The organism is Streptomyces sp. NPDC057287 (genome assembly GCF_042667905.1).
GTDB lineage: Bacteria > Actinomycetota > Actinomycetes > Streptomycetales > Streptomycetaceae > Streptomyces.
Window position 1 is genome coordinate 462,087 of the sequence record NZ_JBHUYV010000003.1, and the last position, 13,618, is coordinate 475,704.

A 13,618-nucleotide genomic window follows, 5' to 3' on the forward strand; every position below is an offset into this window, starting at 1 on the left:
GGTTCATCGGTCCGTAACACGCCGCTCCCCTTCGTCACTGTGGTGAAACATCGTGCGGCATTCGTGGAAACCGCGCTGCGCGAATCTCATGGCGCATAACCGGCCCGCACCTTTTCACCGTGGTCCCGCACCCCCGCACGTGGCCGCACCGACGACGAGGAGACGCCGATGCCCCCAGGCATCACGACGCTTGCCGCAGACGCCCCGGAGCTGTCTGCCGCCAACACAGGGTTCATGCTCATCTGCTCCGCGCTGGTGATGCTCATGACCCCGGGTCTGGCCTTCTTCTACGGAGGCATGGTCCGCGTCAAGAGCACCCTGAACATGCTGATGATGAGCTTCATCAGCCTCGGGATCGTCACGATCCTGTGGGTGCTCTACGGATTCAGCCTCGCCTTCGGCACCGACGTCGGCTCCGTCATCGGCTGGAGCTCGGACTACGTCGGCCTCAGCGGGATCGGCGTCACCGAACTCTGGGACGGCTACACCATCCCGGTGTACGTCTTCGCCGTCTTCCAGCTGATGTTCGCCATCCTGACCCCCGCCCTGATCAGCGGCGCCCTCGCCGACCGCGTCAAGTTCACCTCCTGGGCCCTGTTCATCACGCTGTGGGTCACCGTCGTCTACTTCCCGGTCGCGCACTGGGTCTGGGGCGCCGGCGGCTGGCTCTTCGAGCTGGGTGTCATCGACTTCGCCGGTGGTACGGCCGTCCACATCAACGCCGGCGCCGCGGCCCTCGGCGTGATCCTCGTCATCGGCAAGCGGGTCGGCTTCAAGAAGGACCCGATGCGGCCGCACAGCCTGCCGCTCGTCATGCTCGGTGCCGCCCTCCTGTGGTTCGGCTGGTTCGGCTTCAACGCCGGCTCGTGGCTCGGCAACGACGACGGTGTCGGTGCCGTCATGTTCGTCAACACGCAGGTGGCCGCCGGTGCGGCGGTCCTCGGCTGGCTCGCCTACGAGAAGATCCGCCACGGCTCCTTCACCACCCTGGGTGCCGCGTCCGGCGCCGTCGCGGGCCTCGTCGCCATCACCCCCGCGGGTGGTGCGGTCAGCCCGCTGGGCGCCATCGCCATCGGTGTCATCGCCGGTGTGGTGTGTGCCATGGCCGTCGGCCTCAAGTACAAGCTCGGTTACGACGACTCCCTGGACGTCGTCGGTGTCCACCTCGTCGGCGGCATCCTCGGCTCCCTCCTGATCGGCTTCTTCGCCACCGGCGGTGTGCAGTCCGACGCCAAGGGCCTGTTCTACGGCGGCGGGCTCGACCAGCTCGGCAAGCAGGCCGTCGGGGTCTTCGCGGTCCTGGCCTACTCCCTGGTCGTCTCCGCGGCCCTGGCGTTCATCGTCGACAAGGCGATCGGCATGCGGGTCAGCGAGGACGACGAGGTCTCCGGCATCGACCAGGTCGAACACGCCGAGACGGCGTACGACTTCAGCGGCGCCGGCGGCGGCGCGGCCACCCGCACCGCTCCGCCGGCCCCCGGCACCCCGGCAGCCCCGACGAACAAGAAGGTGGACGCATGAAGCTCATCACCGCAGTCGTGAAGCCGCACAGGCTGGACGAGATCAAGGAGGCCCTCCAGGCCTTCGGCGTCCAGGGCCTCACGGTCACGGAGGCCAGCGGGTACGGGCGTCAGCGCGGGCACACCGAGGTCTACCGTGGTGCCGAGTACACCGTCGACCTGGTGCCGAAGATCCGCATCGAGGTCCTCGTCGAGGACGAGGACGCCGAACAGCTCATCGACGTGGTCGTCAAGGCCGCCCGGACGGGCAAGATCGGTGACGGCAAGGTCTGGAGCGTCCCGGTCGACACCGCGATCCGCGTACGGACGGGCGAACGCGGCCCGGACGCACTCTGACCGACGGTCCCTGTGAACGGAAAGGCAGCTGGGTGACGAGCACCGAAGTGACCACCGAATCCGAGGACTCGGGACCCAGCGGCTATGCGGCGGCCCGGCTGCGCCTCCTCCAGGAGGAGGCGCGGTCCGGGCCGCCGCGCCGTGCCGCCCTGGCGCGGCTCACCGACGACTGGCTCACCGGCCTGTTCGACGCGGCCGCCGAGCGGGCGGGTGTCCGGGGCGCGGCCCTCGTGGCCGTCGGCGGATACGGCCGCGGCGAGCTCTCCCCGCGCAGCGACCTCGATCTGCTGCTCCTGCACGACGGCACCGCGGACGCCGGGGCCGTCGCCGCCCTCGCCGACGGGATCTGGTACCCCGTCTGGGACCTCGGCCTCGCCCTCGACCACTCCGTACGCACCCCCGGCGAAGCACGCAGGACCGCGGGGGAGGACCTCAAGGTCCAGCTCGGGCTGCTCGACGCGCGCCCCGTCGCCGGGGACCTCGGCCTCGTCACCGGCCTTCGGACCGCGATCCTCGCCGACTGGCGCAACCAGGCGCCGAAGCGCCTCCCCGCGCTGGACGAGCTCTGCCGTGAGCGGGCCGAACGCATGGGCGAGCTCCAGTTCCTCCTGGAACCCGACCTGAAGGAGGCCCGCGGCGGCCTCCGCGACGCCACCGCGCTGCGCGCCGTCGCCGCCTCCTGGGTCGCGGACGCGCCCCGCGAAGGACTCGCCGAGGCGCGCCGTACGCTCCTCGACGCCCGGGACGCCCTGCACCTCACCACCGGCCGGGCCACCGACCGCCTCGCCCTGCAGGAGCAGGACCAGGTCGCCGGGGCCCTCGGCCTCCTCGACGCCGACGCCCTGCTGCGCCACGTGTACGAGGCCGCCCGGACCGTCTCGTACGCCACCGACGTCACCTGGCGCGAGGTCAACCGCGTCCTGCGCGCCCGCTCCGTACGGCCACGGCTGCGGACGATCCTCGGCGGCGCCAAGGCCGCACCTGAACGCACCCCGCTCGCCGAGGGCGTCGTCGAGGCCGACGGCGAAGTCGTCCTCGCGCGCACCGCGCGCCCCGAACGCGACCCGGTGCTCACCCTCCGGGCCGCGGCCGCGGCGGCGGAGGCCGGGCTGCCGCTCTCCCGCCACCTCGTACGCCACCTGTCCACGGCGGCCCAGCCGCTGCCCGTGCCGTGGCCCGCCCAGGCACGCGAGGAGCTCGTCACCCTGCTGGGCGCCGGTGAGTCCACCGTCGGCGTCTGGGAAGCCCTCGAGGCGGAGGGCATCATCACCCGGCTGCTGCCCGACTGGGAACGGGTCCACTGCCGGCCGCAGCGCAACCCCGTCCACACCTGGACCGTCGACCGGCACCTCGTCGAGACAGCCGTCCGCGCCTCCCACCTCACCCGCCGCGTCGGCCGCCCCGACCTCCTGCTGATCGCCGCCCTGCTCCACGACATCGGCAAGGGCTGGCCGGGGGACCACTCCGTCGCGGGCGAGGTCATCGCCCGCGACATGGCCGCCCGCATCGGCTTCGACAAGCAGGACGTGGGCGTCGTCGCCACGCTCGTGCGGCACCACCTGCTGCTCGTCGAGACCGCCACCCGGCGCGACCTCGACGATCCCGCGACCGTCCGCTCCGTCGCCACCGCCGTGGGCAGCGCCTCCACCCTGGAACTCCTGCACGCGCTCACCGAGGCCGACGCACTGGCGACCGGCCCCGCCGCCTGGAGCTCCTGGCGCGCCTCCCTCGTCACCGATCTCGTCAAGCGCGTCGCCGCGCTCCTGGCCGGTGAGGAGCCCCCCGCACCGGAACCCCTCGCGCCCAGCGCCGAGCAGGAACGGCTCGCCGTCGAGGCCCTGCGGACGGGCGAGCCCGTCCTGTCCCTGCACACCCGGCCCGAACCGGCCCCCGAGGACGGCGGATCCGAACCCGTCGGTGTCGAACTCCTCATCGCGCTGCCCGACCGCCCCGGTGTCCTGCCCGCGGCGGCGGGGGTGCTCGCCCTGCACCGCCTCACCGTGCGCGCCGCCGACCTCCGCGCCGTCGAGCTCCCCACGGAGCTGGGCGAGACGGCCGACCTGCTGGTGCTCAGCTGGCGGGTCGCCGCCGAGTACGGCTCGCTTCCCCAGGCCACCCGGCTGCGGGCCGACCTCGTACGGGCCCTGGACGGTTCCCTGGACATCCGGGCCAGGCTCGCCGAGCGCGAGGCCGCCTATCCGCGGCGGCGCGGGGTGAAGGCCCCGCCACCCAGGGTGACCGTCCCCGCCGCGGGCTCACGCCTGGCCACGGTCATCGAGGTCCGCGCCCAGGACGCCCCGGGGCTGCTGCACCGGATCGGACGTGCGCTGGAACACTGCGCGGTGCGAGTCCGCAGCGCCCACGTGTCCACGCTCGGAGCGAACGCCGTGGACGCCTTCTACGTCACGGACGGCGACGGCCGGCCGCTCTCCCCGGAACGGGCCGCGGAGGTGGCCGGAGAGGTCGAGAAGGAGCTCGGCTGACCCCTCGCCCCAGGCCCGTTCGTCACGAGAATCGGGTGAGGGCTTTGCGTTCTCCGGGGTCCGGATACCCTGGAGGGCGACTGACCTGCCACGCCCCCGACCCTGAGGACCGACGAGCGCCGTGTTCGATACTCTCTCCGACCGCCTTAGCGCGACTTTCAAAAACCTCAGGGGCAAGGGCCGCTTGTCCGAGGCGGACATCGACGCCACGGCTCGCGAGATCCGTATCGCCCTGCTCGAGGCCGATGTCGCCCTCCCCGTCGTCCGCGCGTTCATCGCCAACATCAAGGAGCGCGCGCGGGGGAGCGAGGTCTCCCAGGCCCTGAACCCCGCCCAGCAGGTCGTCAAGATCGTCAACGAGGAGCTCGTCGGCATCCTCGGCGGCGAGACCCGGCGGCTCAGGTTCGCCAAGAACCCGCCCACCGTGATCATGCTGGCGGGTCTGCAGGGTGCCGGTAAGACCACCCTCGCCGGAAAGCTCGGTCTCTGGCTCAAGAGCCAGGGCCACTCCCCGCTGCTCGTCGCCTGCGACCTCCAGCGCCCCAACGCCGTCAACCAGCTGAGCGTCGTCGCCGACCGCGCGGGTGTCGCGGTCTACGCCCCGGAGCCCGGCAACGGCGTGGGCGACCCGGTCAAGGTCGCCAAGGACTCCATCGAGTTCGCCAAGTCCAAGGTCCACGACATCGTCATCGTCGACACCGCCGGACGCCTCGGCATCGACGAGGAGCTGATGCGGCAGGCCGCAGACATCCGCGACGCCGTCAGCCCCGACGAGATCCTCTTCGTCGTCGACGCGATGATCGGTCAGGACGCGGTCAACACCGCCGAGGCCTTCCGCGACGGCGTCGGCTTCGACGGCGTGGTGCTCTCCAAGCTCGACGGTGACGCCCGCGGTGGTGCCGCCCTGTCGATCGCCCACGTCACGGGCAAGCAGATCATGTTCGCGTCGAACGGTGAGAAGCTCGAGGACTTCGACGCCTTCCACCCCGACCGCATGGCGTCCCGCATCCTCGACATGGGTGACCTGCTCACCCTGATCGAGCAGGCGGAGAAGACCTTCAGCCAGGAAGAGGCCGCCAAAATGGCCTCCAAGCTGGCGTCGAGCAAGGGCAAGGACTTCACGCTCGACGACTTCCTGGCGCAGATGGAGCAGGTCAGGAAGATGGGCTCCATCTCCAAGCTGCTCGGAATGCTGCCCGGCATGGGGCAGATCAAGGACCAGATCGCGAACATCGACGAGCGCGACGTCGACCGCACGGCCGCGATCATCAAGTCGATGACCCCCAAGGAGCGCGCCGACGCGACGATCATCAACGGCTCGCGCCGGGCCCGTATCGCCAAGGGTTCCGGTGTCGAGGTCTCCGCCGTGAAGAACCTCGTGGAGCGGTTCTTCGAGGCCCGCAAGATGATGTCGAAGATGGCCCAGGGCGGCGGCATGCCCGGGATGCCGGGCATGCCCGGCATGGGTGGCGGCCCCGGCCGCCAGAAGAAGCAGGTCAAGCAGGCCAAGGGCAAGCGCAAGAGCGGCAACCCGATGAAGCGCAAGGCCGAGGAGCAGGCCGAGGCCGCACGTCGCGAGCAGGCGGCGCAGGGTGGCGCGTTCAACCTCCCCGCCCAGGAGGACAAGAACTTCGAGCTGCCGGACGAGTTCAAGAAGTTCATGGGCTGACCGGCCGGAGACACGAACGAAGGGGCGCCCCGCTCGGCGGGGCGCCCCTTCGTCATCCCGTCACGTCACGCACACCAGGTAGCGGAAGACGTTCGGCATCCACACCGTGCCGTCCGGCCGCAGATGCGGGTGCAGGGCCTCCGCGACCTCCTTCTCCACCTGGGTACGGTCCGTCGCCCGGACGGCCGTGTCGAAGAGCCCGGTCGACAGCAGGCCGCGCACCGCGCTGTCCACGTCCGCGTAGCCGAACGGGCAGGACACCCGGCCCGATCCGTCCGGCTTGAGCCCGGCCCGCGCGGCGACCTCTTCCAGGTCGTCCCGGAGCGTCGGCCGCCAGCCGTTCCCGGGGCGCGTGGCGCGCGCCGACTCCGTGAGCCGGGCCGCCACCCGCAGCACCGGAGCCGTGGCACACCGCTCGGGCGGCCCCCAGCCGGCCAGCACCACCGTGGATCCCCGCACGGCCAGCGGTACGGCGGACGCCAGGGCGGGCGCGAGCCCCTCCGAGTCGCCCGCCGCGCAGCCGATCGGCTGGAAGGCGGTCAGCAGGTTGTACGGGACCTCGCCGTCCTGAGCGGCGGCCGGAACGCTGTCGACGAGCCTCGCGCGCCGGTCCGGACCGCCAGGACCCGCGTCCTGTCCGGGATCGGAGGCGAGGCGCTCGCGGGCCAGCGCGAGCCGTTCGCGGTCGGTGTCGACGCCGGTGACGCGCGCCCCGCGCGAGGCCGCGATCAGCAGCGCCAGCCCGGAACCGCAGCCGAGGGAGAGCATCCGCGTACCGGCTCCGACTTCGAGGCGCTCGTACACCGCCTCGTAGAGCGGTGCCAGCATGCGCTCCTGGATCTCGGCCCAGTCGCGGGCACGGGTACCGGCGTCCACCGGGGCGGACGAATCCGCGTACCTGTGGTGCCGGACGAGCGTAGGTGTCATGGAATGCGCCCCAATCCGCCGTGAGGTCGGTCGTGCCCGAGTGAGGTCCCCCATGTCTATGTGCTGTGTGTGTGCGCCCACAGCCCCCGTATGTCAGAGAACTCCGCATCGGCGGTCCCGTCCAGGGGTCGGACGGGGTGGGATGGCAATGCTTGCGTGCTCCGGTCGTGCGCCCCCGGCGCCGCGTGGCGAGGGCGGGCGCCGGGAACAGCACGCCTGCTGCTCGCTTCCCCACAGTCTTACCCGACACACGGAGCGCAGCACGTCGAGCGCCCCGGCCGGGGCCGCGCCCGGTGTGCGGCCGCTGCTCCGTGCCGGGTAGGGTCGCCCGTCGGGCGCCCGTCCACGCCGGTGCGTACGCGTTGCTACGTACCACCTTGGTGCGAGCTGTGAGACTTCTCCGCTGATCTGCGCACCCGCCCTCGTCCGGACGCATCAAGGGCAACTGACTGGTACGTGCAAATTATTTGGGATGCCCCGGAATAGGAACACCGGAGCACTCAGGCTCGTTGTCACGACGTGAGCACGACACCACCTGTACTTGCCGCAGAGCTGGCACAGGCGTGGGCCGACATTCAGCGGTACCACCCCGAGCTGCCCGATCTTGCCGCGCCCGAGTCCCTGATCGGAGAGTCCTCGTCCGCCTGTGGCGCCGAGCTCTCCTTCGAACGGCTGCTTCATGAGGCAGTCCACGGCATCGCTGCCGCGAGAGGTGTCCGGGACACCTCTCGCGCCGGCCGCTACCACAACCGACGCTTCCTCGCGATCGCCGAGGAGCTGGGCCTCGATCATGCCGAGGAGCCCCACCCCAGCAGCGGATTCTCGCTGGTGACGCTCAATCCCGAGGCCAAACGCAGATACCGTCCGACGGCGGAGCGGCTGCAGCGTGCGCTCAAGGCGCACACCGTGGCCACCGCGGCGGACACCAAGCGCTCGTTCCGCGGCCCCGCGGCGCGGCACGGCTCGTCCGGGGGAGGGGTGCGGGTCAAGGCGGTCTGCGACTGCGGACGCAACGTCCGCGTCGTCCCCTCGGTCCTCGCCCAGGCCCCGATCGTCTGCGGCGGGTGCGGCAAGCCCTTCCGCATCCCGGAAGGAGCGGTCGCGGTGGGGTGACCCGATGTGGTGTGGCACAATGGCTAGCTGTACTCGACAGTCGCATAGGACCCCTCTCTCCTCCGGCTGACGCGTCCATCGGGCACCCGAGTACCGCAACCCCACGTGGCATCTTTTGTGCCCAACCACGTCAGAGACCAGGAGACACCACTTCCGTGGCAGTCAAGATCAAGCTGAAGCGTCTGGGCAAGATCCGTTCGCCTCACTACCGCATCGTCGTCGCCGACTCCCGTACCCGCCGTGACGGCCGGGCCATCGAGGAGATCGGCCTGTACCACCCGGTGCAGAACCCCTCGCGCATCGAGGTCAACGCAGAGCGCGCGCAGTACTGGCTGTCCGTCGGCGCCCAGCCGACCGAGGCCGTCCTCGCGATCCTGAAGCTCACCGGTGACTGGCAGGCCCACAAGGGCCTCCCGGCCCCCGCGCCGCTGCTGCAGCCGGAGCCCAAGGCTGACAAGCGCGCCCTGTTCGAGGCCCTGACCGCGGACGGCGACGAGGCCAAGGGTGAGGCCATCACCCAGAAGGCCAAGAAGTCGGACAAGAAGGCGGACGAGGCGGCCGACGCTGCCGCGTCCACCGAGTCGACCGAGGCCTGAGCATGCTCGAGGAGGCTCTTGAGCACCTCGTGAAGGGCATCGTCGACAACCCCGACGATGTGCAGGTCGCCTCGCGCGACCTGCGCCGTGGACGCGTGCTCGAGGTCCGGGTTCACCCCGAAGACCTCGGTAAGGTGATCGGCCGCAACGGCCGCACCGCGCGCGCCCTGCGTACCGTCGTGGGTGCCATCGGTGGCCGTGGAATCCGTGTCGACCTCGTCGATGTGGACCAGGTTCGCTGAAAGAGTTGAACACCGGCCGGGGCCGGGGAGGGCTTTCGAGCCGTCCCCGGCCTTTGTCGTCCGTACATTCCGCCTCCTCGGCAAGAGATCACCAGGAGAAGTAGCGTGCAGTTGGTAGTTGCGCGGATCGGTCGCGCCCACGGCATCAAGGGCGAGGTCACCGTCGAGGTGCGCACCGACGAGCCCGAGCTCCGGCTCGGCCCCGGGGCCGTGCTGGCCACGGAGCCCGCCGGCACAGGGCCGCTGACGATCGAGACCGGCCGGGTGCACAGCGGCCGGCTGCTGCTGCGGTTCGAGGGCGTGCGCGACCGTACGGGCGCCGAGGCGCTGCGCAACACGCTGCTGATCGCCGAGGTGGACCCGGAGGAACTCCCCGAGGACCCCGAGGAGTTCTACGACCACCAGCTGATGGACCTGGACGTCGTCCTCGCGGACGGCACGGAGATCGGCCGGATCACCGAGATCTCGCACCTGCCGTCCCAGGACCTGTTCATCGTGGAACGGCCGGACGGCAGCGAGGTGATGATCCCGTTCGTCGAGGAGATCGTCACCGAGATCGACCTGGAGGAGCAGCGGGCCGTCATCACCCCGCCGCCGGGTCTGATCGACGAGAGCGAGGCTGTGATCGCCTCCACGCGTGACGGCGAGAACGACGCCGTGACCGCCTCCACGCGGGATGACGCGAACGACGCCGCGACCGCCTCCGCGCATGACGGGGACGAGGCCGAGGGCGGCGCCGAGAAGGGAGAGGCGTGATGCGGCTCGACGTCGTCACGATCTTCCCCGAGTACCTCGAACCCCTGAACGTCTCGCTCGTCGGCAAGGCCCGCGCCCGCGGCCGTCTCGACGTGCACGTCCACGACCTCCGGGACTGGACCCACGACCGGCACAACACGGTGGACGACACCCCTTACGGCGGCGGCCCCGGCATGGTCATGAAGACCGAGCCCTGGGGCGAGGCGCTGGACGACGCGCTGGCCGGCGGGTACGAGGCCGGGGCGCACTCCCCGGTGCTCGTCGTGCCGACGCCCAGCGGCAGGCCCTTCACCCAGGAACTGGCCGTCGAGCTCTCGGAACGCCCGTGGCTGATCTTCACCCCGGCCCGCTACGAGGGCATCGACCGCCGGGTGATGGACGAGTACGCGACCCGCATACCGGTCGTCGAGGTGTCCATCGGGGACTACGTCCTGGCGGGCGGTGAAGCCGCGGTCCTGGTGATCACGGAGGCCGTCGCCAGACTGCTGCCCGGTGTGCTCGGCAACGCCGAGTCGCACCGCGACGACTCCTTCGCGCCCGGGGCCATGGCCGACCTGCTCGAGGGCCCGGTCTACACGAAGCCTCCGGAGTGGCGCGGACACGGCATTCCCGACGTGCTGCTCAGCGGTCACCACGGCCGGATCGCACGCTGGCGACGGGACGAGGCCTTCCGGCGTACCGCCCTCAACAGGCCGGATCTCATCGAGCGTTGCGAGGCGTCCGGCTTCGACAAGAAGGACCGCGAGATGCTCTCCATCCTCGGCTGGTCACCCGGGCCCGACGGACGATTTTGGCGCAGGCCCGAGGCCGTGGAACAATAGGTCCGCTGTACGTCCGGCGTGCGCCCCTGCCACAGGGGGAAAGACGCCCGCCCGGCGTGAACGGCATCCGAACTTCACTCTCTCCCGTCGATGACCTGTGGCATCGGCGAAGAAAGCAGACAACATGGCTTCCCTGCTCGATGGCGTCAACGCCGCCTCGCTCCGTACCGACCTCCCGGCGTTCCGCCCCGGTGACACCGTCAACGTCCACGTGCGCGTGATCGAGGGCAACCGCTCCCGTATCCAGCAGTTCAAGGGCGTCGTCATCCGCCGCCAGGGCTCGGGCGTCAGCGAGACCTTCACGGTCCGCAAGGTCTCCTTCAGCGTCGGCGTCGAGCGCACCTTCCCGGTGCACAGCCCGATCTTCGAGAAGATCGAGCTCGTCACCCGCGGTGACGTCCGCCGCGCCAAGCTGTACTTCCTCCGTGAGCTCCGCGGCAAGGCCGCGAAGATCAAGGAGAAGCGCGACCGCTGATTCACCTCCGGCGTCCACAGCGTGGCCCGATAGTATTCGGCCCTGATGGACACCGAAGCACAGCACATGGAGCGCGATCGCTCCTCCGGCCCCGCAGACGGGGCGGAGGAGGGGTCGCGCTCCACGCATGTCCCGGACCGTCCTGCCGCCTCGATGTCCTGGGGACGCACGGTCTTCCTGGGCATGCTCTGCACGGCCGCCCTGCTGCTCTTCAGCACCTTCGTGCTGCAGCCCTTCCTGATTCCCAGTGGGTCGATGCAGCCCACGCTGCGGGTCGGCGACCGGGTCCTCGTCAACAAGCTGGCGTACCGTTTCGGCTCGGAGCCCCGGCGCGGAGACGTGGTGGTCTTCGACGGCACCGGATCCTTCGTGCAGGAGACGGAGCCGAGGGAGAACGTCGTCGGCGCGCTGGTGCGCGGGGCCGCCGCGACCCTGGGGCTGGCCGAACCCGCCGGGTCCGACTTCGTGAAGCGGGTGGTGGGCGTGGGCGGCGACCGTGTGGTCTGCTGCGACGAGCGGGGGAGGCTCCAGGTGAACGGCGCTCCGGTGACCGAGGAGTATCTGCACCCGGGCGACCGTCCCTCGGAGGTGTCCTTCGACATCGTGGTGCCCGACGGCAGACTGTGGGTCATGGGCGACCACCGCAGCAACTCGCGGGACTCCCGCGACCACCTGGGAGAGCCGGGAGGCGGCATGGTCCCGGTCGAGCGCGTGATCGGGCGGGTCGACTGGCTCGGCTGGCCGCTCGGCAGGCTCGGTTCCCTGGAGGGCTCCGACGCCTTCACCGGCATACGGCCGGCGGACCATGGGTAACCGGGGGCGCAGGCCGGGAGAGCCGGACACGGGCCCGCCGCTGCCCACCGGATCGAGGCCGACCACGGGCCGTTCACTGCCCACGCGGGCGGAGCGCCGCAAGCTGGCCCGCAAGGTGAAGCGCCGCAGGCGCCGGTCCGCGATCAAGGAGATCCCCCTCCTCGTCCTGGTCGCGCTGCTGATAGCGCTGGTGCTCAAGACCTTCCTCGTCCAGGCCTTCGTGATCCCCTCGGGATCGATGGAGCAGACCATCCGGATCGGTGACCGGGTGCTGGTGGACAAGCTGACCCCGTGGTTCGGCTCCGAACCGCAGCGTGGCGACGTCGTCGTCTTCAAGGATCCGGGTGGCTGGCTCCAGCAGGAGAGCGGTGCCACCGAGGACCCGCCCGCCGGAGTCAAACAGGTCAAGGAGCTGCTGACCTTCATCGGGCTGCTGCCCTCCGAGGACGAGCAGGATCTGATCAAGCGCGTGGTGGCCGTCGGGGGCGACACCGTGAAGTGCTGCGGCACCGACGGCAGGATCACGGTCAACGGCGTCGCGCTCGACGAGCCCTACCTGAATCCCGGCGATGTGCCATCCACTCTCAAATTCGAGGTAAAGGTTCCCCAGGGCCGCATCTTCGTGATGGGTGACCACCGCTCCAATTCCGCGGACTCGCGATTCCACCTCGACAAACCGGGGAACGGCACGGTGTCGGAGGACGAGGTCGTCGGCCGTGCCGTGGTGATCGCCTGGCCGTTCGGGCATTGGCGCAGGCTGGAGGAGCCCGGAACCTACGCCTCCGTCCCCGGGGGGAGCGCCGGAGCGACGGCTGCGCCGGGCCCGTCGAATAGTGTGTCCTCCCAGGATCACAACGGAATGGTCCTGCTCCCGACCCCTGCGGAACTCCCGCTCGTTATGGGAGTGGTGGGCCTGCGCCGAATCGGGCGCGGGCGGTGGCACGGAGTGAGGAGTGGATGTGGGGGATTTGGCGGTCGGCGCACGATCCGGACACGACGAACCCGAGGACCGGCCTTCGAGCAACGGAGTCCCGGTGGAGTCGGAGAGTGACGGCGAGTCCCCGGACGGTGGCAGTACGGCGGTGAAGAAGCCGCGCTCCTTCTGGAAGGAGCTGCCGCTCCTCATCGGTATCGCGCTCATTCTCGCGCTGCTGATCAAGACGTTCCTGGTGCAGGCGTTCTCGATCCCCTCGGACTCCATGCAGAACACCCTGCAGCGAGGTGACCGGGTACTGGTCGACAAGCTGACGCCGTGGTTCGGCTCGGAGCCGGAGCGCGGCGAGGTCGTGGTCTTCCACGACCCGGGCGGCTGGCTGGAGGACACGGCGACGCCCGAGCCCAACGCGGTGCAGAAGTTCCTGAGCTTCATCGGGCTGATGCCGTCGGCCGAGGAGAAGGACCTGATCAAGAGGGTCATCGCGGTCGGCGGCGACACGGTCGAGTGCAAGAAGAACGGGCCGGTCACGGTCAACGGCAAGGCGCTGGACGACAAGTCGTTCATCTTCGCGGGCAACAGCGCCTGTGACGACGAGCCGTTCGGGCCGATCCATGTGCCCGAGGGCCGGATCTGGGTGATGGGCGACCACCGGCAGAATTCGCTGGACTCCCGCTACCACCAGGAGCTTCCCGGCCAGGGCACGGTGTCCACGGACGAGGTGGTCGGGCGGGCCGTCGTCGTGGCCTGGCCCGTCAACCGCTGGGCGACCCTCCCGGTGCCGAGCACGTTCGACCAGCCGGGGCTGAACGCGGCCGCCGCTGCCGCCGTGCCCGGAGCACTCGGTGTAGCCGGAGCGCTGCCCCTCGTGTTCTGGCGTCGCCGCAGGCTGACCCAGGGGCGTACCGCCGGGTAAGGTGCCCACTCGGTCAG

At 70.5% G+C, this 13,618-nt stretch carries 14 protein-coding genes; 13 read left to right on the forward strand and 1 reads right to left on the reverse strand.

Features of this window, described 5'->3' with window-relative positions; genetic code table 11:
- Positions 1 to 168: 168 nt before the first annotated feature.
- The 4 genes from ACFUNE_RS08605 (at position 169) to ffh (ending at position 6,008) form a co-directional block, all read left to right on the forward strand.
- The gene (locus ACFUNE_RS08605; RefSeq protein WP_383564049.1) at positions 169 to 1,521 is read left to right on the forward strand and encodes an ammonium transporter; all 1,353 of its coding nucleotides are present in this window, start codon (positions 169 to 171) and stop codon (positions 1,519 to 1,521) included.
- Entirely contained in the window at positions 1,518 to 1,856 is a 339-nt protein-coding gene (locus ACFUNE_RS08610) for a P-II family nitrogen regulator (protein WP_033304048.1), read from the forward strand. Before ACFUNE_RS08605 ends, ACFUNE_RS08610 begins: the two co-directional genes overlap by 4 nt.
- A 32-nt stretch (positions 1,857 to 1,888) precedes the next feature.
- On the forward strand, positions 1,889 to 4,339 hold the full coding sequence (locus tag ACFUNE_RS08615; RefSeq protein ID WP_383564051.1) for a [protein-PII] uridylyltransferase: 2,451 nt from the start codon (positions 1,889 to 1,891) through the stop codon (positions 4,337 to 4,339).
- A 121-nt stretch (positions 4,340 to 4,460) separates the two neighbouring features.
- Positions 4,461 to 6,008, forward strand: a complete 1,548-nt coding sequence (gene ffh, locus ACFUNE_RS08620) for a signal recognition particle protein (protein WP_329233329.1) — start codon at positions 4,461 to 4,463, stop codon at positions 6,006 to 6,008.
- Between the two features lie 60 nt (positions 6,009 to 6,068).
- Here ffh and ACFUNE_RS08625 read toward each other — a convergent pair whose 3' ends face one another.
- On the reverse strand, positions 6,069 to 6,935 hold the full coding sequence (locus ACFUNE_RS08625) for a methyltransferase domain-containing protein (RefSeq protein WP_383564054.1): 867 nt from the start codon (positions 6,933 to 6,935) through the stop codon (positions 6,069 to 6,071).
- A gap of 519 nt (positions 6,936 to 7,454) precedes the next feature.
- Between ACFUNE_RS08625 and ACFUNE_RS08630 the strand changes: the two genes are divergently transcribed.
- The 9 genes from ACFUNE_RS08630 to lepB (ACFUNE_RS08670) all read left to right on the forward strand — a co-directional run bounded on the left by ACFUNE_RS08630 (position 7,455) and on the right by lepB (ACFUNE_RS08670) (position 13,601).
- Positions 7,455 to 8,048 (forward strand): hypothetical protein, encoded by a 594-nt coding sequence (locus tag ACFUNE_RS08630; RefSeq protein ID WP_014153813.1) that lies wholly within the window; start codon positions 7,455 to 7,457, stop codon positions 8,046 to 8,048.
- A 155-nt stretch (positions 8,049 to 8,203) separates the two neighbouring features.
- Complete coding sequence (rpsP, locus tag ACFUNE_RS08635) at positions 8,204 to 8,644, forward strand: 30S ribosomal protein S16 (RefSeq protein ID WP_383564056.1); 441 nt, start codon at positions 8,204 to 8,206, stop codon at positions 8,642 to 8,644.
- A gap of 2 nt (positions 8,645 to 8,646) precedes the next feature.
- On the forward strand, positions 8,647 to 8,886 hold the full coding sequence (locus tag ACFUNE_RS08640) for an RNA-binding protein (RefSeq protein WP_014048589.1): 240 nt from the start codon (positions 8,647 to 8,649) through the stop codon (positions 8,884 to 8,886).
- Between the two features lie 105 nt (positions 8,887 to 8,991).
- Positions 8,992 to 9,642, forward strand: a complete 651-nt coding sequence (gene rimM, locus ACFUNE_RS08645) for a ribosome maturation factor RimM (protein WP_383564059.1) — start codon at positions 8,992 to 8,994, stop codon at positions 9,640 to 9,642.
- Entirely contained in the window at positions 9,642 to 10,463 is an 822-nt protein-coding gene (gene trmD, locus ACFUNE_RS08650; RefSeq protein ID WP_383564061.1) for a tRNA (guanosine(37)-N1)-methyltransferase TrmD, read from the forward strand. Before rimM ends, trmD begins: the two co-directional genes overlap by 1 nt.
- 124 nt (positions 10,464 to 10,587) lie before the next feature.
- Entirely contained in the window at positions 10,588 to 10,938 is a 351-nt protein-coding gene (gene rplS, locus ACFUNE_RS08655) for a 50S ribosomal protein L19 (protein ID WP_056791121.1), read from the forward strand.
- Positions 10,939 to 10,983: 45 nt separating this feature from the next.
- Positions 10,984 to 11,751: a signal peptidase I gene (gene lepB / locus ACFUNE_RS08660; RefSeq protein ID WP_383564063.1), complete on the forward strand. Its 768-nt coding sequence runs from the start codon at positions 10,984 to 10,986 to the stop codon at positions 11,749 to 11,751.
- Positions 11,744 to 12,802 carry a signal peptidase I gene (gene lepB, locus ACFUNE_RS08665; RefSeq protein ID WP_383564065.1) on the forward strand — a complete coding sequence of 353 codons (1,059 nt, stop codon included), beginning with the start codon at positions 11,744 to 11,746 and terminating at the stop codon, positions 12,800 to 12,802. The genes lepB (ACFUNE_RS08660) and lepB (ACFUNE_RS08665) overlap by 8 nt, the downstream gene beginning before the upstream one ends.
- On the forward strand, positions 12,720 to 13,601 hold the full coding sequence (lepB, locus tag ACFUNE_RS08670; RefSeq protein WP_383564174.1) for a signal peptidase I: 882 nt from the start codon (positions 12,720 to 12,722) through the stop codon (positions 13,599 to 13,601). The genes lepB (ACFUNE_RS08665) and lepB (ACFUNE_RS08670) overlap by 83 nt, the downstream gene beginning before the upstream one ends.
- Positions 13,602 to 13,618: the final 17 nt, after the last annotated feature.

Excerpts from the sequence above, each read along its gene's own strand:
- ACFUNE_RS08605 (WP_383564049.1), top strand. The coding sequence starts at position 169 with ATGCCCCCAGGCATCACGACGCTTGCCGCAGACGCCCCGGAGCTGTCT.
- ACFUNE_RS08610 (WP_033304048.1), top strand. The coding sequence starts at position 1,518 with ATGAAGCTCATCACCGCAGTCGTGAAGCCGCACAGGCTGGACGAGATC.
- ACFUNE_RS08625 (WP_383564054.1), bottom strand. The coding sequence starts at position 6,935 with ATGACACCTACGCTCGTCCGGCACCACAGGTACGCGGATTCGTCCGCC.
- ACFUNE_RS08640 (WP_014048589.1), top strand. The coding sequence starts at position 8,647 with ATGCTCGAGGAGGCTCTTGAGCACCTCGTGAAGGGCATCGTCGACAAC.
- trmD (WP_383564061.1), top strand. The coding sequence starts at position 9,642 with ATGCGGCTCGACGTCGTCACGATCTTCCCCGAGTACCTCGAACCCCTG.
- rplS (WP_056791121.1), top strand. The coding sequence starts at position 10,588 with ATGGCTTCCCTGCTCGATGGCGTCAACGCCGCCTCGCTCCGTACCGAC.
- lepB (WP_383564063.1), top strand. The coding sequence starts at position 10,984 with ATGGACACCGAAGCACAGCACATGGAGCGCGATCGCTCCTCCGGCCCC.
- lepB (WP_383564065.1), top strand. The coding sequence starts at position 11,744 with ATGGGTAACCGGGGGCGCAGGCCGGGAGAGCCGGACACGGGCCCGCCG.